The following is an 18,413-nucleotide window of genomic DNA, read 5'->3' on the forward strand; positions in this document are numbered from 1 at the left end:
CGTCGGTTCCGAACAAAAGTTCGGAGTCCGATCAGATTGGGGAAGGGACGTCGCGGCCGATGAGCCTCGCGCAGGACAGCAGGGTGGACGCGCCGCGCAGTGCCTCCGCGCGCGCCATGGACAACCCGAAGAACCAGGTGCAGTCCGTCGCCAAGGTCTTCGCCGTGCTGCGCAGCTTCACCGCCGACCATCCGGAACAGACGCTGGCGGAGGTCGCGTCGCGCAGCGGGCTCGATCGCGGCACCGCCTATCGCCTGGTGCATACGCTGGCCGATCTCGGCCATCTCCGCGCCGTGCCGGATACGCGTCGCTTCAGGCTGACGCTCAAATGTCTCGAACTCGGCTTCGCCGCGCTCTCGGCGGATGACCTTCCGGGCCATGCCACGCCCCTGCTGAAGGAAGTCGTGCCCGCGCATGGCGATGCCGCCTCGCTCGGCATGCTGGAACAGGGGGAGGTCGTCTATCTCGCGCGCGTCGAGGCCGGGCTGGAACGCCATGGCCTGGTGCGGCGCGCGGGCACGCGCATCGGCGCCTATGCCACGGCGCTCGGCCAGGCGATGCTGGCCTGGCTGCCGGTGGCGGAACAGCATGAACAACTCGCCGCCGTGCCGCGGGTGATGCTTTCCGAACGCACCATCACCGATCTCGATGCCCTGCTCGCGCGCCTCGCGCAGGTGCGGGCGCAGGGCTATGCGGTCTCGGATGGAGAGAACGCCTATGGGCTGCGCACCGTGGCCGCGCCGGTGCTGGATGCGCGCGGCCGGCCCATCGCCGGCGTCAGCATGACGATCGCGGCGGGCCGCGCCTCCATCACGGATTTCGTCGCCGATGCCGCGCCGCAGGCGCTGCGCATCGCCGCCGAATTGGGGGAGGGCGTTCGCCTCTCCCTCGGCGCCATCGGCGTCGCGCGGGGCACGCGCTGATGCTGCGCCTGCTGGCCGACGACCTGACCGGCGCGCTGGACAGCGCCGCGGAGTTCACCGGCCTGTTCGGCCCCGTCCGCGTGACCTGGCAGGCGGCCGGGGAGGGCAGCCTGGCCATCGATACCGGCACGCGGGAGGCCTCCCGCGGCGCCGCGCTGGTCGCGACGCGCGCCGTGGCGCCGCTGCTCGGCGGGGCCGCCATCGCCTTCAAGAAGCTGGACAGCCTGCTGCGCGGCCACCCCATCGCGGAACTCGCGGCCTGCCGGGAGGGCTTCCGCCATGTGGTGCTGGCGCCCGCCTTCCCCGCCATGGGCCGCGTGACGCGCCACGGCACGCAATATGCGCGGGACGGCGCCGGCTGGACCGCCCGCGCGGCCCTGCCCGCCCTGCTGGCGCAGGAAGGGCTGCAGCCCCGCCCGCTGCCCGCCAGCGGCCCGCTGCCGCACGGCATCGTCCTCTGCGATGCGGAGGATGACGGCGACCTGGCCCGCATCGTCGCGCGCTTCCGCGCCGCCGATGGCCCGGTGCTGTGGTGCGGCAGCGGCGGCCTGGCCGGCGCGCTGGCCAGCGCCCGCCCCGCCTTGCGCGACACGGGGCTGCGCGGCCCCGTGCTCGGCCTCTTCGGCTCCGACCAGGGCGTCACGGCGCGGCAGCTGGCCGCCTGCGGCCCGCTGGCGCTGCGCCTGCCCGATGGCGGCGCGGAGAGTGCCGCGCGGCTGCGCGCCCTGATGCAGGCCGGGGGTGCCGCCCTGGCCGGCTTCGCCCTGCCGGAGGGCACGGCCCGCCCGGCCGCCGCGCTCGCCATCGCCACGGCGCTGCGCGCGCTGGTCGCCGCGCTGCCGCGCCCCGGCACGCTGATCGTGGCGGGCGGGGAGACGCTGCGCGCGCTGTGCCAGGCGCTCGGTGCGACCGCGCTGGAAGCCACCAGCCTTCTCGCCCCCGGCGTGCCGCGGTCCCGCCTGCTGGGCGGGCGCTGGGACGGGGTCGAGGTCATCTCCAAATCCGGCGCCTTCGGCGGGGACACGCTGTGGCGTGACCTGCTGGCGGCCAACGGAATCCTGACGGGAACAGAAGCCGCATGAGCCGCCACCTCGCCATCACCATGGGCGACCCCGCCGGGATCGGGCCGGAGATCATCGTCAAGGCCTGCACCGCGTTGGCGCCGCGCATCGCGGCCGGCGGCCTGAAGCTGCTGGTGATCGGCCATGGCACGGCGCTGGAGACCGCCCGCGCCGCGCTCGGCGCCCCCGCCATCCCCCATGTGCCGGCCGATGGCGCCTGGCCCGCGCTCGCCTTCCTGCAGGCGGGCGAGGAGCGCGCGCCGATCGTCCAGGGCCAGGTGGCGGAGGAAGCCGGGCGCTTCGCCTATCTCGCCATCGAACAGGGCGTGAAGCTGGCGATGGAAGGCCGCGTCGGCGCCATCGTCACCGCGCCGCTCAACAAGGAAGCGCTGAACAAGGCCGGCTACCACTATGCCGGCCATACGGAGATGCTGGCGGAGCTGACCGGCGTGAAGGGCAGCGTGATGCTGCTGGCGCATGGCAACATGCGCGTCAGCCATGTGACGACGCATTGCGCGCTGGAGGATGTGCCGAAGCGCGCGACGCCGGAACGCATCCGCCGCGTGCTGGACCTGACGCATGGCGCGCTGAAGCGCCTCGGCATCGCCAAGCCGCGCATCGCCGTCGCCGCGCTGAACCCGCATGCGGGTGAGGGCGGGCTGTTCGGCCGCCAGGATATCGACGTGACGGAGCCCACCATCGCGAAGGCCGTGGCGGACGGCATGGATGTGCTGGGCCCCATCCCCGGCGACACCGTCTTCGTCAAGCTGCGCGCCGGCCAGTACGACGCCGTCGTCGCCATGTACCACGACCAGGGCCACATCCCCGTCAAGCTGCTCGGCTTCAACGTCGATCCGAAGACCGGGAAGTGGGAGGCGCTGTCCGGCGTGAACGTCACGCTCGGCCTGCCGGTGATCCGCACCTCCGTCGATCACGGCACCGCCTTCGACATCGCCGGCAAGGGCATCGCCAGCGAGACCAGCCTGGTCGAAGCCATCGAATATGCCGAGCAACTCGCCGCCGGAGCCGCCTGATGACCGACCTTCTCCGCCCCATCGAGATCCTGCGCCCGACGCGCCTTGAATTCGGCGCCGGCACGGTCGGCATCGTCGGCCAATGGGCGCGGGAACAGGGCATCACGCGCACCCTCGTCATCAGCGGCGGCTTCAACGCGAAGCGCGTGGCGGTGCTGGGCCTGCCCGGTGAGGTCGCGATCTTCGGCCAGGTGAAGCCGGAGCCCGACCTGCCGAACCTGCAGGCCGCGCTGGCCATGGCGGAGGCCTTCCAGCCGCAGCTCGTCGTCGGCTTCGGCGGCGGCAGCGCGCTCGATCTCGCCAAGCTCGTCGCCGTGCTGCCCGGCAGCGGCCAGACGCTGCATGAGGTGGTGGGGCCGGAGAAGGTGAAGGGCCGCAGCGTCAAGCTCGCCCAGGTCCCGACCACGGCGGGCACGGGCAGCGAGGCCGGCACCCGCTCCCTCGTCACCGATCCCGCGACGGAGCAGAAGCTGGCGGTGCAGAGCCGCCACATGCTGGCCGACCTCGCCGTGGTGGATGCGGAACTGACGATGAGCGTCCCGCCCGCCGTGACGGCGGCGACCGGCGTCGATGCCATGGCGCATTGCGTGGAGGCCTTCACCAGCAAGCGGGCCCATCCGCTGATAGACCTCTATGCGCTGGAGGGCATCCGCCTCGTCGGCCGCTACCTCGCGCGTGCCGTCGCCGATGGCAGCGACACGGAAGCGCGGGCGGGCCTCATGCTCGCCTCGCTCTATGGCGGCTATTGCCTCGGCCCGGTGAACACCACGGCGGGCCATGCGGTCGCCTATCCGCTCGGCACGCGCCAGCACATCGCCCATGGCCATGCCTGCGCGCTGGTCTTCCCGCATACGCTGGCCTTCAACGCGCCGGTGATGGCGGAGAAGACCGCGCTGGTGCTGCAGGCGCTCGGCCTTCCCGCCAGCAGCGATGAAGGCGTCGTGCGCGACGCGACGCACGCCTTCTGCGCGAAGCTCGGCATCGAGATGCGCCTCTCCGCCCTCGGCGTGCCGGAAGCGTCGCTGGAAGCCATGGCGAATGAGGCCCACGCCATCCGCCGCCTGCTGGACAACAACCCCCGCGACATCAGCGCGGCGGAGATCCTCGCGATCTACCGCCGCGCCTTCTGAGGAAAAGCGCGATGGACACCGGCATCATCGAGAAGCCCGAGACGCTGGCCGCCGCGCCCGGCGACCCCGCGCGGACGGAATGCTTCATCCCGACGCCCTGCGTGCAGAACCACGCTTCCTTCCTGATGGAGCTGCCGGGAGGCGATCTCGGCTGCGTCTGGTTCGGCGGCACGCAGGAAGGGGTGCCCGACATCTCCGTCCGCTTCTCCCGCCTCAAGCCTGGCGCCACGCGCTGGTCGCCGACGCAGACGCTGTCGGACGATCCGACGCGGTCGGAACAGAACCCGCTGCTCTTCCCGGCGCCGGATGGCTCCCTCTGGCTGCTCTGGACCGCGCAGGTCAGCGGCAACCAGGACACCGCCCTCATCCGCCGCCGCATCAGCCGTGATGGCGGCGAGAGCTGGGGCCCGATCGAGACCATGATCGGCGAACAGCCGGGCTTCGGCACCTTCATCCGCCAGCCCATCATCTTGACGTCGGATGGCAACTGGCTGCTGCCGATCTGGCGCTGCACCAAGCCGCCCGTCGGCGCCTGGACCGGCGACCTCGACACCTCCTCCGTCATGCTCTCCGCGGACCAGGGGAAGAGCTGGACGGAACACGCGGTGCCCGACAGCACCGGCACCTGCCACATGTGCATCCTGGACATGAAGGACGGCACGCTGGTCGCCTTCTACCGCAGCCGCTGGGCGGATTGGGTCTATCGCAGCACCTCATCCGATGGCGGCCGCACATGGACGGCGCCGCGGCCGACCACGCTGCCCAACAACAACTCCTCCATCCAGGCGATCCGGTTGCAGGATGGCGGCATCGCCATTCTGTTCAACGACAGCAGCGCGAAGGACGCCACGGATCGCCGCGTCTCGCTCTATGACGACATCAGCGACATGGAAGCCCCGGTGGCCCCGCCCGCGGAGGGCCGCAGCGCCTTCTGGGGAGCGCCGCGCGCGCCGATGACGCTGGCCGTCTCCTATGATGGCGGCCTCACCTGGCCGCATCGCCGCAACCTCGAAACCGGGGACGGCTTCTGCATGACCAATAATTCGAAGGAGAGGCTGAACCGCGAGTTCAGCTATCCCTCGCTGCGCCAGGCCGCCGACGGGTCGCTGCACATCGCCTACACCTATTGGCGCCAGGCCATCAAATACGTCCATGTGCCCCTCGACTGGGTGCGTGGCTGAACGAAACCCGAGAAGGAGGAACAAGAGAATGCTTCGCCGCACCCTGATCCAGTCTGCCGTCGGCGGCCTCGGCCTGCTGGCCGCGCCCGTCGTGCATGCCCAGGCCGCCTGGCCGCATGGCCGCACCATTCGCGTGGTCTGCCCCTGGCCGCCCGGCGCCGCGAATGACGCGCTGGCCCGCCTGCTGGCGCAGAAGCTGCAGGAGAAGCTGGGCGCGACCGCGATCGCGGAAAACCGCACCGGCGGCGCCGGCCTGGTCGGCACGCGGGAGGTGCTGAGCGCGGCGCCGGACGGCTACACGCTGCTCGCCTCCGCCTTCAACACCGCCGTCATGCCGCTGGTGCTGCGCGGCGCGAACTTCGACCCGGAGCGCGACCTGGAAGTCATGGCCCGCGTCGCCCGCGCGCCGCTGGTGATGGTGATCAGCGGCAGCCGCCCGCAGCGCACGGTGGCCGATGTCGTCGCCGCGGCGAAGGCCGCGCCGCGGGACTGGAACATCGCCATCTCCTCGCTGGGCTCCGCCGGCCACCTGGCGACCATCGAGTTCAACCGCCGCACCGGCGCCAATCTCGACATGGTCGCCTATCGCGGCACGCAGCCCGCGCTGACGGATCTGATGGGCGGCAGCGCGCAGCTCCTCATCGACCCGTCCTTCGCGCTGCTGCCGGCGACGGGCGATGGCCGCATCCGCGCGCTGGGCATCGCCGCGGCCGAACGCTCCCCGCTGGCGCCCAACGTGCCGACCATGGCGGAAGCCGGGCTGCCCGGCTACGAGTTCCAGTCCTGGTACGCCTCCTGGGCGCCGAAGGGCACCTCGCAGGAAATCTGCGGCCGCGTGAACGCGCTGATGCAGGAAACCATGCGCGACCCCGCCATCGTCTCCCGCCTGACCAACCAGGTGCTGGAGCCGGTGACGGAGAGCATCGACCAGACCAAGGCCTTCATCCGCAACGAGATCAGCCGCGCGACGGAGCTGCTGCGGAGCGTGAACTACCAGCCCGAGTAACCTTTCCCCCCATCGGCGCGAAGCCCCGTTCAACAACGGAGGCGGGCGGCGATGATGCGGGACGCAAGGGGGCTCGATGTGACGAGCGCGGCGCCGGAAGCGGTGGCCGCGCTGGATGGCGCGGTGCTGTCGCTGCTGGCGCACCGCGCCGACCTCTCCGCCCGCCTGAAGCAGGCCGTGGCGCTGGATCCCGGCCTGGTGCCGGCCCATCTCCTGGCCGGCTTCGGCGCGCTGGTCGCCGCGCGGGCCGAACTCCGGCCCGATGCGCTCCATCACCTCTTCGCCGCGCGCGCGGCGCTGCGGGCGCGCGGCGGCACGGCGCGGGAACATGCGCTGGTCCAGGCGCTGTCGGCCTGGGCGGAGGCGGGGGACATGGCGGCCTCCGCCACGCTGCTGGAAGGCGTGCTGCGCGCCGCGCCGCTGGATGCCATGGCGCTGAAGCTGGCGCATGCCATCCGCTTCATGCTGGGCGATGCCACCGCCATGCGCCTTGCCGTCGAATCCGCGCTGCCGGCCTGGGACCGGTCGATTCCCGGCTACGGCTTCGTGCTGGGCTGCCACGCCTTCGCGCTGGAGGAGACGGGCGCCGCCGCCACGGCGGAACTCGCCGGCCGCGCGGCCGTCGCCGTGGCGCCGGACGACCTCTGGGGTGCGCATGCCGTGGCGCATGTGATGGAGCGCGAGGGCCGCGCGCGGCAGGGCCTGGCCTGGATCGCGGGGCTGCATCCGGGCCTGCCGGAAAGCGGGTCCTTCGGCCGCCACCTGCATTGGCACGCCGCGCTGTTCCACCTGCATCTCGGCCAGGCCGATGCCGCGCTGGCGCTGTTCGACCGCGACATCGCCGCCCTGCCCTGCGAGGATGTGCGCGACTTCGCCAATGCGGCGTCGCTGCTCTGGCGGCTGGAAGCGCAGGGCGTCTCGGTGGGCGCCGCGCGGTGGGAGGCGCTGGCCGATCTCGCGGCGCGCCGCGCCGATGAACCCGGCCTCGCCTTCATCGACCTGCACCATGTGCTGGCGCTGGCCGCCGCCGGGCGTCGCGCGGCGCTGGCCATGAAGCTGGAGGCGATGCAGCGCCGCGCGGCGGCGGAGGTGGACAGCCAGGCGCGTGTGCTGGCCCTGGTCGGCCTGCCCGCCGCCCGCGCCATCGCCCTGCTGCGGGATGATCCGGCGGAGGCGGTGGCGCTGCTGCTGCCGCTGCGCCACCGCCTGCGCGCCGTTGGCGGCAGCGAGGCGCAGCGCGACCTTTTCGAGCGCATGCTGATCGAGGCCGCGCTGCGCGCCGGGCAGAAGGCGCTGGGCGCCGCGCTGCTCGGCGACCGCGGCGCGCAGCGCGCGCTCGGCGCCTGGGAGGATCAGCGCGGCGCGATGTCGCCCGCCCGCACCCAGTCATCGCCCCGCGCCTGCCAGGTGACGCGGTTGGAGGTCGCGTAGGTCACGGGCTGGGTGAAGAGGAAGAGCACAGGCGCCTCCTCGCACATGCGCTGCGTCGCCTGGGCGTACAGCGTGCGGCGGCGGTTCGCATCCGTCGTCTGCCGCGCCTGGCGCAGCAGCGCGGTGAAGGGCTCGTCGTTCCAGTAGGCATAGGGGCTGCCGCTTTCGAACAGCGCCAGCAGCCCATCCGCATCCAGCGTCGGCCAGGCCTGCGAGAGATAGGCCATCTGCCCCATGGTCGGCGCGCGGAGATACTTGTTCATCCAGGCGCCGAATTCCATTTCGACGATCCGCGTGCGCACGCCGACCTCTTCCAGCTGCGCCGCCACCGCCTGGGTGACTTCCTGCGCCAGCAGATAGGGGCCGACCGGCACCTCGAACTCGATGGTCAGCTGCCCCGGGCGCACGCCCGCTTCCTGCAGCAGGCGCCGCGCGCGGGCCGGATCATAGGTCGGCGCGCGCAGCGATTCATTGTAGCCGAAATAGGCGGGGGTCAGGACCTGGCAGGTGGAGACGCTGCCGATGCCGTTCCAGATCGCGTCCCGGATCGCCTCCCGGTCCACCGCCGCGTTCAGCGCCTGGCGCAGCGGGCGGCTGTCCCGGAAGGGCGGCGTCAGCAGATTGTACTTCACGAAGACGCTGCGGATGGAATCGACATGGCCGGACCGCGCGCGGCCGGACTGGTCGATGCGCCGCATCTCGCTCGGCGGCACGCCGGTGATGAGATCGACCTCGCCCGCCATCAGCGCGGCGATGCGGGCGCCGGCCTCCGGGATCACGCGGAAGGTGACGTTGTCGAAGGCCGGGCGATCGCCCGTCCAGCCCGCGCGCGCCTGCAGCACCGCGCGGTCACCGCTGGTGAATTGCCGCAGCTCATAGGGGCCGGCGCCGACAGCGGCATTGGCCGGGTTGTTCGATTGCGTCCAGCGCGGCGGCAGCAGGAAGAAGGTGGAGAGCTGATCGGCCAGCGCGGGGTAGGGGCTGCGCGTCTTCACCTCGATCTCGGTCGGCGAGATGACGGAAACCTCCGACACCAGCGCGAACCAGGGCCGCACCCGCGCATTGTTGGCGGGGTTCATCACCCGCTCGAAATTCCACTTCACCGCCTCCGCGTCCAGCGCCTCCCCGTTGGAGAAGGTGACGCCGGATCGCAGCGTGAAGCGCCAGGTGGTGTCATCCACCGCGCGCCAGGCCGTGGCGAGCTGCGGCTGCAGCTTCATGTCCGGGCCGCGCACCAGCAGCGCCAGGTGGATATGGCTGATGACCGAGAGGTCGGTGCCGATCGTCGTCGTGTTGTGCGGATCAAGCGTGTTCACGTTGGTGGACAGCGCGATGGTCAGGTTGCGCGGCTGCGCCAGCGCCTGGCCCGTAAGACCCGTGGCCAGCAGCGCTGCCAGCGCCGCGCGCCGCGCGAAGGGGATGCTTCTCATGCCTGCCTCTCCTCATGCTCCGCCAGGAAGCGCCGGATGCGCGCCAGCACCGCGTCCCGCGCCTCCACATGCACCGAATGATTGGCGCCCTCGACCATGAACAGCTCGGCCTTCGGCACCGCTTCCGCGATCAGCCTGGACTGGGATGGCGGACATATCCAGTCCGCCGCGCCGCAGACGACCAGGGTGGGAATGGTGATCTCCGGGAGCCGGGGGCGCAGGTCGTAATCCTTCTCCGCGAAGAGGTCGTTATGCGTCTTCGCGTGGAAGGACATGGTCCGCGTGCGCTCCATGGAGGCATCGGGATCGAATCGCTCGTAGTGGAGCGGCTGCAGCGCCGCCCAGATCAGCCGCAGTTCCGTATCGTCCACCACCTGGTCGGAGAACATCTTCTCCACCATGCGGACGGAGGCGCTGGTCGCCTTGTGCAGCCGCGCCTTGATGTTCTCCACCGCCTCGGCCTCGTGATGGTGGCTCGGCGCCGTGCCGCGCAGGATCAGGTGCGTGGCGCTGCCGGGGTGGCGCAGAGCGTGCGTCAGCGCGATCATGCCGCCGAAGCTGCCGCCCTGGATGATGCAGGGCGCGCCGACCAGCGTTGCGCGCAGCTCCTCCAGGTCATCCGCCAGGCGGTCGAAGGTGAAGGGCGGCGTCAGGGAGGATTGCCCGCAGCCGCGCTGGTCATAGGCGATGACGCGGTATTCGTCGCTGAGCGGGCGATAGGCCGCCATCTCCCCCGCATGGTCGCCGATGCCGCGGCCGCCATGCACCAGGATGATGGTGCCGCGCTTCGCCTCGCCGATATCCTCGACGAGAAGTTCCGCGCCGGCGATGGGGACGCGCTTCATGCCTCCCCCCGGATGCGCGCGCCGATCCGCGCCAGCAGCGCGGTATCGACGGGGTGCCGGATGACGCAGCCCGGGGAGATCAGCACGCCATCCCCGCTGGCGCGGATCGCGGCCAGGTCGTCCTCGATGGCGTTCATGTCGCCCTGGGTGATCGGCGTGCGCCGCAGCCCGCCCAGGATCGGCTTGCGCCCGCCCGCTGCGCGGTACTGCGCGATGGAGGGCGCGGTCTCCCCGATATGCCAGTTCAGCACGGGCACGGGGAGGTCGCTGAGCAGGTCGAAGAGGATGTCGTCGCCATGCATGTGCACGGCGTTGAACCAACCCGCCTTGGCCCCTTCCAGTGCCGCCAGGTCATGCGCCAGGAAGTCGCGGCGATAGGCGGCGTCGCCGACCGCGCTGGTCGCGTCCTGCACCGCGAAGAAGACGCCGGCGCAGCCCAGCGCGATGGCGGCGCGGCTGAAGGCGGCGGTGGTTTCCGCCATCTCCGCCATGGCCGCCTGCACCAGCGCGGGATGGTCGCGCAGATGCGTGGCGAAGCCATTGCCGCCGATCAGCTTCTTGGCGATGGTGACGGGGGAGAAGACGGTGGCCAGCACCGGCACCGCCGGCCCCAGCGCCTCCACCAGCAGCCCGAGGTGCCGCAATTCCCGCCCCAGCACGCCCGCGGTGGGGTCGAGGCGCTTCACGCGCGTCCAGTCCTCCGGCGCCTGGATCGGGCTCGCCGTCACCTTCGCCACGCCGCCCGCCGCGATCTCCGAATAGTCGGCGCGGACGCCCCAATCCTCCACGACATAGAGGCCGTTCGGCATGGACTTCACGAAATCCGCGCCGGTCGCGCGGGTGAAGGCCACCGTCTCCCGCGCGATGGCGTCGGGGTCGAGGTCGATGCCCGGGAAATGAGTCCAGAAGGAGAAGGCGGGGCGGGGCGTCCTCTCCCCCGCGATGGTTGCGCGTACCAGGTCGGCGGGCGTCATGCCGCTTCTCCCATCAAGACGAAATGGCCATGGCCGAGGTCGCGCAGCGCCGCATCCCGCGGGAAGGCATAGCCGCCCGCATCGAAGGCGAGCCTCTTCCGCCCGCGTTCCCGCGCGGGATCGGGTATCGGCACCGCCGACAGCAGCGCCTGGGTGTAGGGATGCCGCGCATCCCCGAACACCGCCTCGGTGGGCCCCATCTCCACGATGCGGCCGCGCAGCATGACCGCCACGCGCGAACAGAGGTAGCGCACCATCGACAAATCATGCGCGATGAACAGCAGCGCCAGGCCCATGCTTTCCTGCAGATCCTGGAACAGGTTCACGATCTGCGCCTGGATGGAGACATCCAGCGCCGTGATCGGTTCATCCGCCACCAGGAATTGCGGCCGCAGCGCGATGGCGCGCGCGATGCCGATGCGCTGGCGCTGGCCGCCGCTGAATTCATGCGGATAGCGCTGCATGAAGGCGGGATCGAGCCCCACGGTGCGGAACAGCGCCGCGACCCGATCCGGCCCCGCTTCCGCCCCATGCACCAGCAGCGGTTCCTCCACGAAATCACCGACGCGCATGCGCGGGTTCAGCGCGGCATAGGGGTCCTGGAAGACGATCTGCATGCGCCGGCGGAAGGGCTTGCGCTGCGATGCCGACAGCGATGTCAGGTCGGTGCCGTCGAACACGACGCGGCCCGCATCCGGCTCCTCCAGCCCCATCACCAGGCGGCCCGTGGTGCTCTTGCCGCTGCCGCTTTCGCCCACCAGGCCCAGCGTCTCCCCGGGCAGGACGTCGAAGCTGACGTCATCGACCGCGCGGGTGACGTAGCGCGCGCGGCCGAACAGCCCGCCGCCGCTGGCGTAGTGGCGGCGCAGGCCTTCGACGCGGAGGAGGGGCGCCGTCATGCCAGCAGCCTCGGCAAATCGTACCAGGCGGCGACCATGTGCCCCGGCGCGCTGTCCTCCACCGCGCGCAGCGGCGGTGCTTCCAGATGGCAGCGCGGCGTGGCGAAGGGGTTGCGCGGCGCGAAGGGGTCGCCGGGCGGCGGCGCAAACATGTCAGGCGGCGCGCCGGGAATCTGCATCAGCCGCCCGCCCGGCGGCCGCGCGCCATGCGGCAGGGATTGCAGCAGACCGTAGGTATAGGCGCTGCGCGGGCTGGCGAAGACGGCATCGACGGGGCCGCGTTCCATGATGCGCCCGGCATACATCACCTGGATGGTGTCCGCGATGCCGGCCACCACGCCCATGTCATGCGTGATCCAGACCATGGTCATGCGCAGCCGGTCCCGCAGTTCCGCCATCAGGTCCAGGATCTGGCCCTGCACCGTCACGTCCAGCGCCGTGGTCGGCTCATCCGCGATCAACAGCGCGGGCTCGCAGGAAATGGCGATGGCGATCATCACGCGCTGGCGCATGCCGCCGCTGAATTCATGCGGGTATTGCGAAAGCCGACGCGCGCCGTCGCGGATGCCGACCAGCGCCAGCAGATCCGCCGCGCGGTCCAGCGCCTGGCGCATGCTCATCGCCTTGTGGCGCATCAGCGGTTCCGCGATCTGCCGGCCGATGGTCAGCACCGGGTTCAGCGCCGTCATCGGGTCCTGGAAGATCATGCCGATGCGCCCACCGCGGAGGTCCCGCAGCCGCGCCTCCGGCATCGCCAGCAGGTCATGCCCGTCGAACAGCGCGCGCCCGCCCAGGATGCGCCCCGGCGGCTGCGGCAGCAGGCCCAGCAGCGCCAGCGCATGCACGCTCTTGCCGCTGCCGCTCTCGCCGACGATGCCAAGCGTCTCGCCCGCCTCCACGCTGTAGGTCAGGCCCGGGATGACGCGGGCGAAGCGCCCCTCCCGCGCGAAGCCGACAGCGAGGTCCTCGATCGCCAGCAGCGCCATCACCGCACCGCCAGTCGCGGGTCGAAGAAGTCCCGCAGCCAGTCGCCCAGCAGATTCACCGCCAGCACCGTCAGCATCAGCGCCAGGCCCGGGAAGGTGATGATCCACCAGGCGGAGGAGATGTAGGTCCGCCCATCCGCCAGCATCCGCCCCCAGCTGGGATCGGGCGGCTGGATGCCGAGGCCGAGGAAGGAGAGCCCTGCCTCCAGCACGATCACCCGCGCCAGTTCCAGCGTTGCCACCACCAGCGCCGGCGTCAGCACATTGGGCAGGATGTGGCGCAGGATGATCCGCGCGTGGGAGGCGCCGATGGCCCTCGCGCTCTGCACGAATTCCCGCTCCCGCACCGCCAGCACCTGGCCGCGCACGATGCGCGCGTAGCGGACCCAGGAGACCAGGGCGAGCACGCCGACCAGGTTCCGCAGGCTCGGCCCCAGCGCCGCCACCACCATCAGCGCCAGCAGCATCAGCGGCAGCGCCAGCTGGATATCGACCAGCCGCATCAGGATGCGATCCACCCAGCCGCCGAAATAGCCGGAGACGAGTCCCAGCACCGTGCCCAGCACGCCCCCCAGCAGCACCGCCGCGCCCGCCACCATCAAGGTCACGCGGCTGCCCGCGATGATGCGGGACAGGATGTCGCGCCCCAGCTGGTCCGTCCCCAGCGGATGCGCGCCCAGGCCGACCCAGGACAGCGTCGGCGCCACCATGCGCGCGCGGAGGTTCGTCCGCGTGGGATCGGGCAAATCGAGCCAGGGGCCGAAGACGGCCAGCAGCACCAGCACCACCAGCAGCGTGGCGCCGAGCAGCCCGAGCCATCCGGAACGGCGCGTCAGCGCCCGCCACACCTCCCTCATCGCCGTGCCCGGATGCGCGGGTCGAGCAGCCCGTAGAGCAGATCGACGAAGAGGTTGATGACGACGAAGATGGTCGCGATCACCATCACCCCCGCCTGCACCACGGGAAAGTCCTTCGCCTCCATCGCCTGCACGATCAGCCGCCCGACCCCGGGCCAGGAGAAGACGGTCTCCGTCACCACCGATCCGCCGAGCAGCTCGCCGGCCAGGATGCCGACCATGGTGACGACGGGGATCAGCGAATTGCGCGCGACATGCCACAGGAAGACCGTGCCCGGCAGCAGCCCCTTGGCGCGCGCCGTGCGCACATGATCGTCCTTCATCACATCCAGCATGCCGGACCGCAGCAGCCGCGCGATGCTGGCGGTGGTGAAGGTGCCGAGCGTCAGCGCGGGCAGGATCAGGCTCGCGGGGCCGTCATAGCCGCCAGTCGGCAGCAGGCCGAGATCGACGGCGAAGAGCAGGATCAGCAGCAGCCCGAGCCAGAAGACCGGCGTCGCCTGGCCGAGCAGCGCCAGCAGCATCACGACGCCTTCCACGATGGTGCCGCGGAACAGCGCCGCCATGGATCCCGCCACGGCCCCCAGCACCACGCCGACCAGCAGCGCCGATCCCGCCAGCGCCATCGTCGCCGGCATGCGTTCCAGCACCACGGAAAGGGCAGGGCGCATGAACTGGAAGGAGTTTCCGAAGTCCCCCTGCACCACGCCGCCGAGGAAGGTCAGGTACTGCGCCCAGATCGGTCGGTCCAACCCCAGGCCGGCGCGCAATTGCTGAAGCTGTTCCTCCGTCGCCCCCACCGGCAGCAGCAGGATCGCGGGGTCGCCCAGCAGGCGGGAGACGACGAAGACGATCGTCACCACGCCCCAGATCGCCACGATCCCGTCGCCGAGGCGGGAGAGGAGGAAGCGCCCCATCAATCCTCCAGCCCGTAGATGTCGCGCGCCGCTTCCGCGCTGATGCGATCCTCCCGCAGGTCACGCCGCACCGCGTCCCTGTCCCGCAGCCGAGGATCGCCGCGGCCGCCACCGCCCGACGTCACGGCCGCGCCCGATCCGCCATCCGGGATCAGCCCGTCGCGCCGCTTCAGCGCGGCGACGCCGGCCGAAAGCTCCACGCGCGCCAGCCCACCGGGCAGCCCGCCCTCCAACCCCCAGGCCGGCACGATGTTGCAGGGCCCGCCGAGATTCACCGTCGCCTCATGCCCCACCGCCCGCACGCGGCGCCGGATGCCCATGCCGCCGCGGAAGCGGCCGGGGCCGCCGCTGTCGCGCACCAGTTCATAGGCCTCCACCATCACGGGCTGTTCGGATTCCAGCGCCTCCACCGGGATGTTGGCGGAGTTGGTGGTGTGGACATGCACGCCATCCATCCCGTCCTGCCCGGCCCGCGCACCGAATCCGCCGCCCATGCTCTCGTTGTAGACGTAGTAGCGCCCGGTGCGGGGATGCGTGCCGCTCATGGTCAGCACCGTCACGCCGGTGGAGGCCGCGGGCACGCGATCCGGGATCGCCTCGGCCAGCGCCGCGAAGCACATATCCACCAGCCGCTGCGCCACGTCGTGCCGGCTATAGACGGCGGCCGGCGGCAGCGCATTGACGATGGAGCCCGCCGGCGCATCGATCCGGATCGGCCGATGGAAGCCCGCATTGGCGGGCGTGTCCTGGTCCAGCAGCGTCTTCACGACGTAGTAGACCGTCGCCTGCAGCGCGGTGAACACCATGTTGAGGCCGGAGCGCGTCTGCGCCGGATTGCCCGCGAAATCGAAGCGGATCTCCTCGCCCGCGACCTCGATCGCGACCGCCAGGTGCAGCAGCTCGGGCCACAGGCTGGTGTCGAAGGGGGCGCGGAATTCGTAGCGTCCGTCGGGGATGGCGGCGATGCCGGCGCGGGTCTTGCGCTCCGCATAATCCAGCAGCTCCCGCGTCGCCTGGTGCAGCACCGTCACGCCGTAGCGCGCGGCCAGCGCCTGGTAGCGCTGCACGCCCAGCCGGTTCGCCGCCATCTGCGCGCGGAAATCATTCACCCTCTCCCGCGGCACCTGGCAGTTCAGCAGCACGAGGTCCATCACATCCTGCTGCAGCACGCCGGCGCGGTAGAGCCGAATGGGCGGGATGCGCAGCCCTTCTTGGAAGATATGCGCGTGGCCGCGATCCACGAAGTCGGAATGGTGCGCCAGGTTCGCCACCCAGGCCGCCAGCGCGCCCTCCACGAAGACCGGCTCCAGGAAGACGATGTCGTTGAGATGCGTGCCGCCGCCGGTATGCGCGTCATTCCCGATGAAGACGTCGCCCGGCTGGATCGCCGCCACATCGGTGCTGCCCAGCACGCGATGCGCGATGCCGAGCAGCGACCCCAGATGCAGCGGGATCTGCTCGGCCTGCGCGATGATGCGGCCTTCCGTGTCGAACAGCGCGGCGGAGCAGTCGCGGCGTTCCTTGATGTTGGCGGAATAGGCGGCACGGATGATGGCCTTGCCCATCTCCTCCACGATGGTGGAGAGGGCACTGCCGATCACCTCGACGGTAATGGGATCGATGGCGGTGCTCACGCCGCCTCCTCCACCATCAGGTTCAGCCAGGCATCGACGGTCGCGACCTGGCCCGGCAGCAGCAGGGTGGTGCTGTCCATCTGCTCGATCACCGCCGGCCCCGCCACGCGATGCCCGGGGCCAAGACGCGCGCGGTCATGCAGCGGGCAGGGGACCACGGCGCCCGCTTCCGGCAGCCAGACCTGCCGCGTGCCGATGATGCTCTCCGCCACATCCGTCACCGCCCGCGGATGCGCGGCGATATCGGCCTTCGGCACGCGCCCCGTCGCCTCCAGCCGCAGGGTCACCACGCGGATGGGCTCCTCCGGCGAGGCATAGCCATAGACCTGGCGATGCGCGGCCTCGAAGCGCCTTGTCACCTCGGCCAGCGCGGTCTCGTCCAGCGGACCATCGGGGCAATCCACCATCAGCTCATGCCCCTGGCCCTCATAGCGCAGGTCGATGGCGCGTGCGGTGGCGCGATCCGCCGCCGCGATGCCTTCCTCCGCGAACCAGCAAGCGGCCTGCGACTCCAACCGGGAAAAACCGTCGCGCAGCCCGGCCAGCCCCTCGGCCGAGAGCGGCAGCATCCGACCGGCCGAGAGATGCGTGCGCAGATCGCTCAGCAGCAGCCCCATGGCGCAGAGGATGCCGGGGCTGCGCGGCACCAGCACCCGCGCCATGCCCAACTCCCGCGCCAGCCGCGCCGCATGCAGTGGCCCCGCGCCGCCGAAGGCCATCAGCACATAGTCGCGCGGGTCGTAGCCACGCTCGACGGAAATCACGCGGATCGCCTTCGCCATATTGGCGGTGACGACGCTGATGATGCCCTGCGCGGTGCGCATCGCATCCAGCCCGATGCCCGCACCCAGCCGCGCGATCGCGGCCTCCGCCCGCCCGCGGTCGATCGCCATGCGCCCGCCCAGCAGATGCGTGGGATTCAGCACGCCCAGCACCAGGTTGGCGTCCGTGACGGTCGGCTCCCCGTTCCCCAGCCCGTAGCAGACCGGCCCCGGGAAGGCCCCCGCGCTGCGCGGCCCCACCTTCAGCAGCCCGCCGCTATCGACGAAGGCGATGGAGCCACCGCCCGCGCCGACCGTGTGGATATCCAGCATCGGCACGCGCAGCGGATTGCCATGCACCGCCACATCCACCGCCATGCGCGGCCGCCCGCCATCGATCAGCGCGACGTCCGACGACGTGCCGCCCATGTCGAAGGTGATGATCCCCGGCACCCCGGCCGCGCGCCCGATCGCCAGCGCGCCCGTCACCCCCGCCGCCGGCCCGGACAGCACGGTCCGCACCGGGAAGCGGGACGCCGCCTCCGCGGAAATCACCCCGCCATTGCTCTGTGTCAGATGCGGCGTCGCGTTCACGCCCATCGCCGCCAGCCGCGGCGCCAGGCGCCCGAGATAGCCGCGCATCACCGGCCCCAGCGCCGCATTCACCGTGGTGGTGGAGAAGCGCTCATACTCCCGGAACTCGGGCGCCACCTCATGCGAGGTGCTGACGAAGGCGCCCGGCATCTCCTCCGCCACCAGCCGCGCCACCAGCGCCTCGTGCTCCGGCGCCAGGTAGCCGAAGAGGAAGCAGATGGAGACAGCCTCCACCCCCGCATCCCGCAGCCGCCGCACCGCCGCGCGCGCCTCGTCCTCATCCAGCGCCCGCGCGACGCTGCCATCGAAGCGCAGCCGCTCCGCCACCTCCAGCCGCAGGTCGCGCGGCGCCGGCGGCTCCGGCTTGCGCGCCTGCAGGTCATACAGCGCGGGCCGCATCTGGCGGCGGATCTCGATCACGTCGCGGAAGCCCCGCGTCGTCACCATCCCCGTCCGCGCGCCCCGCCCCTCGATCAGCGCATTGGTCGCCACCGTGGTGCCATGGCCGAAATAGGCCACCTCCGCCCCCGCGCGCCCGGCCTCCGCCAGCGCCTGGCCGATGCCGGTGGCGATGCCCTCGCTCGGGTCGGCGGGCGTGCTGCTGACCTTCCAGACCGAAAGCCGCCCCGTCGCGCCATCCCACAGGCAGACATCGGTGAAGGTACCGCCCGAATCGACGCCGATGCGGAGGGCGGGGGAAAGGCTCATGCCGCGTCCTTCTGGATTGGCGCCAATTTTGATGCCATGATC

16 protein-coding genes are annotated in these 18,413 nt (G+C 71.4%); 7 read left to right on the top strand and 9 right to left on the bottom strand.

Annotated elements, in window-relative coordinates; translation table 11 throughout:
- Window positions 1-59 precede the first annotated feature (59 nt).
- From JJI54_RS10105 to JJI54_RS10135, 7 genes are read left to right on the top strand one after another with little or no spacing between them, the layout of a single operon-like run.
- The gene (locus JJI54_RS10105) at window positions 60-923 is read left to right on the top strand and encodes an IclR family transcriptional regulator (protein ID WP_203072826.1); all 864 of its coding nucleotides are present in this window, start codon (window positions 60-62) and stop codon (window positions 921-923) included.
- Window positions 923-2,005, top strand: a complete 1,083-nt coding sequence (locus tag JJI54_RS10110) for a four-carbon acid sugar kinase family protein (protein ID WP_203072827.1) — start codon at window positions 923-925, stop codon at window positions 2,003-2,005. Before JJI54_RS10105 ends, JJI54_RS10110 begins: the two co-directional genes overlap by 1 nt.
- Entirely contained in the window at window positions 2,002-3,018 is a 1,017-nt protein-coding gene (gene pdxA, locus JJI54_RS10115; protein WP_203072828.1) for a 4-hydroxythreonine-4-phosphate dehydrogenase PdxA, read from the top strand. The genes JJI54_RS10110 and pdxA overlap by 4 nt, the downstream gene beginning before the upstream one ends.
- Window positions 3,018-4,148: an iron-containing alcohol dehydrogenase gene (locus tag JJI54_RS10120; protein ID WP_203072829.1), complete on the top strand. Its 1,131-nt coding sequence runs from the start codon at window positions 3,018-3,020 to the stop codon at window positions 4,146-4,148. The genes pdxA and JJI54_RS10120 overlap by 1 nt, the downstream gene beginning before the upstream one ends.
- Window positions 4,149-4,159: 11 nt before the next feature.
- Complete coding sequence (locus tag JJI54_RS10125; RefSeq protein WP_203072830.1) at window positions 4,160-5,329, top strand: sialidase family protein; 1,170 nt, start codon at window positions 4,160-4,162, stop codon at window positions 5,327-5,329.
- Between the two features lie 28 nt (window positions 5,330-5,357).
- Window positions 5,358-6,335, top strand: a complete 978-nt coding sequence (locus JJI54_RS10130; protein WP_203072831.1) for a Bug family tripartite tricarboxylate transporter substrate binding protein — start codon at window positions 5,358-5,360, stop codon at window positions 6,333-6,335.
- A gap of 51 nt (window positions 6,336-6,386) precedes the next feature.
- Window positions 6,387-7,766 carry a hypothetical protein gene (locus JJI54_RS10135; protein ID WP_203072832.1) on the top strand — a complete coding sequence of 460 codons (1,380 nt, stop codon included), beginning with the start codon at window positions 6,387-6,389 and terminating at the stop codon, window positions 7,764-7,766.
- Here the strand turns inward: JJI54_RS10135 and JJI54_RS10140 are convergent.
- The 9 genes from JJI54_RS10140 to JJI54_RS10180 are packed head-to-tail and all read right to left on the bottom strand — an operon-like array spanning window position 7,688 to window position 18,371.
- Window positions 7,688-9,196 (bottom strand): ABC transporter substrate-binding protein, encoded by a 1,509-nt coding sequence (locus tag JJI54_RS10140; protein ID WP_203072833.1) that lies wholly within the window; start codon window positions 9,194-9,196, stop codon window positions 7,688-7,690. The two genes, JJI54_RS10135 and JJI54_RS10140, sit on opposite strands and share 79 nt — an antisense overlap.
- Complete coding sequence (locus JJI54_RS10145; protein WP_203072834.1) at window positions 9,193-10,041, bottom strand: alpha/beta fold hydrolase; 849 nt, start codon at window positions 10,039-10,041, stop codon at window positions 9,193-9,195. Before JJI54_RS10145 ends, JJI54_RS10140 begins: the two co-directional genes overlap by 4 nt.
- A complete protein-coding gene (locus JJI54_RS10150; protein ID WP_203072835.1) occupies window positions 10,038-11,015 on the bottom strand; it encodes a uroporphyrinogen decarboxylase family protein in 978 nt (325 codons plus the stop codon). The genes JJI54_RS10145 and JJI54_RS10150 overlap by 4 nt, the downstream gene beginning before the upstream one ends.
- Window positions 11,012-11,914: an ABC transporter ATP-binding protein gene (locus JJI54_RS10155; protein WP_203072836.1), complete on the bottom strand. Its 903-nt coding sequence runs from the start codon at window positions 11,912-11,914 to the stop codon at window positions 11,012-11,014. The genes JJI54_RS10150 and JJI54_RS10155 overlap by 4 nt, the downstream gene beginning before the upstream one ends.
- Window positions 11,911-12,900 carry an ABC transporter ATP-binding protein gene (locus tag JJI54_RS10160; protein ID WP_203072837.1) on the bottom strand — a complete coding sequence of 330 codons (990 nt, stop codon included), beginning with the start codon at window positions 12,898-12,900 and terminating at the stop codon, window positions 11,911-11,913. Before JJI54_RS10160 ends, JJI54_RS10155 begins: the two co-directional genes overlap by 4 nt.
- Complete coding sequence (locus JJI54_RS10165) at window positions 12,900-13,757, bottom strand: ABC transporter permease (protein WP_203072838.1); 858 nt, start codon at window positions 13,755-13,757, stop codon at window positions 12,900-12,902. Before JJI54_RS10165 ends, JJI54_RS10160 begins: the two co-directional genes overlap by 1 nt.
- Window positions 13,754-14,674, bottom strand: coding sequence for an ABC transporter permease (locus JJI54_RS10170; RefSeq protein ID WP_203072839.1), 921 nt, complete (start codon window positions 14,672-14,674; stop codon window positions 13,754-13,756). Before JJI54_RS10170 ends, JJI54_RS10165 begins: the two co-directional genes overlap by 4 nt.
- Window positions 14,674-16,308, bottom strand: a complete 1,635-nt coding sequence (locus JJI54_RS10175; RefSeq protein WP_203072840.1) for a hydantoinase B/oxoprolinase family protein — start codon at window positions 16,306-16,308, stop codon at window positions 14,674-14,676. The genes JJI54_RS10170 and JJI54_RS10175 overlap by 1 nt, the downstream gene beginning before the upstream one ends.
- Window positions 16,305-18,371, bottom strand: a complete 2,067-nt coding sequence (locus JJI54_RS10180) for a hydantoinase/oxoprolinase family protein (RefSeq protein WP_203072841.1) — start codon at window positions 18,369-18,371, stop codon at window positions 16,305-16,307. The genes JJI54_RS10175 and JJI54_RS10180 overlap by 4 nt, the downstream gene beginning before the upstream one ends.
- Between the last annotated feature and the right edge of the window lie 42 nt (window positions 18,372-18,413).

It is taken from the genome of Falsiroseomonas ponticola, assembly GCF_016805305.1.
Classification (GTDB): Bacteria; Pseudomonadota; Alphaproteobacteria; order Acetobacterales; family Acetobacteraceae; genus Falsiroseomonas; species Falsiroseomonas ponticola.

Coding starts and splice junctions, on each gene's coding strand:
- JJI54_RS10150 (WP_203072835.1), bottom strand. CDS start 11,015: ATGACGCCCGCCGACCTGGTACGCGCAACCATCGCGGGGGAGAGGACG.
- JJI54_RS10165 (WP_203072838.1), bottom strand. CDS start 13,757: ATGAGGGAGGTGTGGCGGGCGCTGACGCGCCGTTCCGGATGGCTCGGG.
- JJI54_RS10110 (WP_203072827.1), top strand. CDS start 923: ATGCTGCGCCTGCTGGCCGACGACCTGACCGGCGCGCTGGACAGCGCC.
- JJI54_RS10125 (WP_203072830.1), top strand. CDS start 4,160: ATGGACACCGGCATCATCGAGAAGCCCGAGACGCTGGCCGCCGCGCCC.
- JJI54_RS10120 (WP_203072829.1), top strand. CDS start 3,018: ATGACCGACCTTCTCCGCCCCATCGAGATCCTGCGCCCGACGCGCCTT.
- JJI54_RS10170 (WP_203072839.1), bottom strand. CDS start 14,674: ATGGGGCGCTTCCTCCTCTCCCGCCTCGGCGACGGGATCGTGGCGATC.
- JJI54_RS10145 (WP_203072834.1), bottom strand. CDS start 10,041: ATGAAGCGCGTCCCCATCGCCGGCGCGGAACTTCTCGTCGAGGATATC.
- JJI54_RS10140 (WP_203072833.1), bottom strand. CDS start 9,196: ATGAGAAGCATCCCCTTCGCGCGGCGCGCGGCGCTGGCAGCGCTGCTG.
- JJI54_RS10135 (WP_203072832.1), top strand. CDS start 6,387: ATGATGCGGGACGCAAGGGGGCTCGATGTGACGAGCGCGGCGCCGGAA.
- JJI54_RS10160 (WP_203072837.1), bottom strand. CDS start 12,900: ATGGCGCTGCTGGCGATCGAGGACCTCGCTGTCGGCTTCGCGCGGGAG.
- pdxA (WP_203072828.1), top strand. CDS start 2,002: ATGAGCCGCCACCTCGCCATCACCATGGGCGACCCCGCCGGGATCGGG.
- JJI54_RS10155 (WP_203072836.1), bottom strand. CDS start 11,914: ATGACGGCGCCCCTCCTCCGCGTCGAAGGCCTGCGCCGCCACTACGCC.
- JJI54_RS10180 (WP_203072841.1), bottom strand. CDS start 18,371: ATGAGCCTTTCCCCCGCCCTCCGCATCGGCGTCGATTCGGGCGGTACC.
- JJI54_RS10105 (WP_203072826.1), top strand. CDS start 60: ATGAGCCTCGCGCAGGACAGCAGGGTGGACGCGCCGCGCAGTGCCTCC.
- JJI54_RS10130 (WP_203072831.1), top strand. CDS start 5,358: ATGCTTCGCCGCACCCTGATCCAGTCTGCCGTCGGCGGCCTCGGCCTG.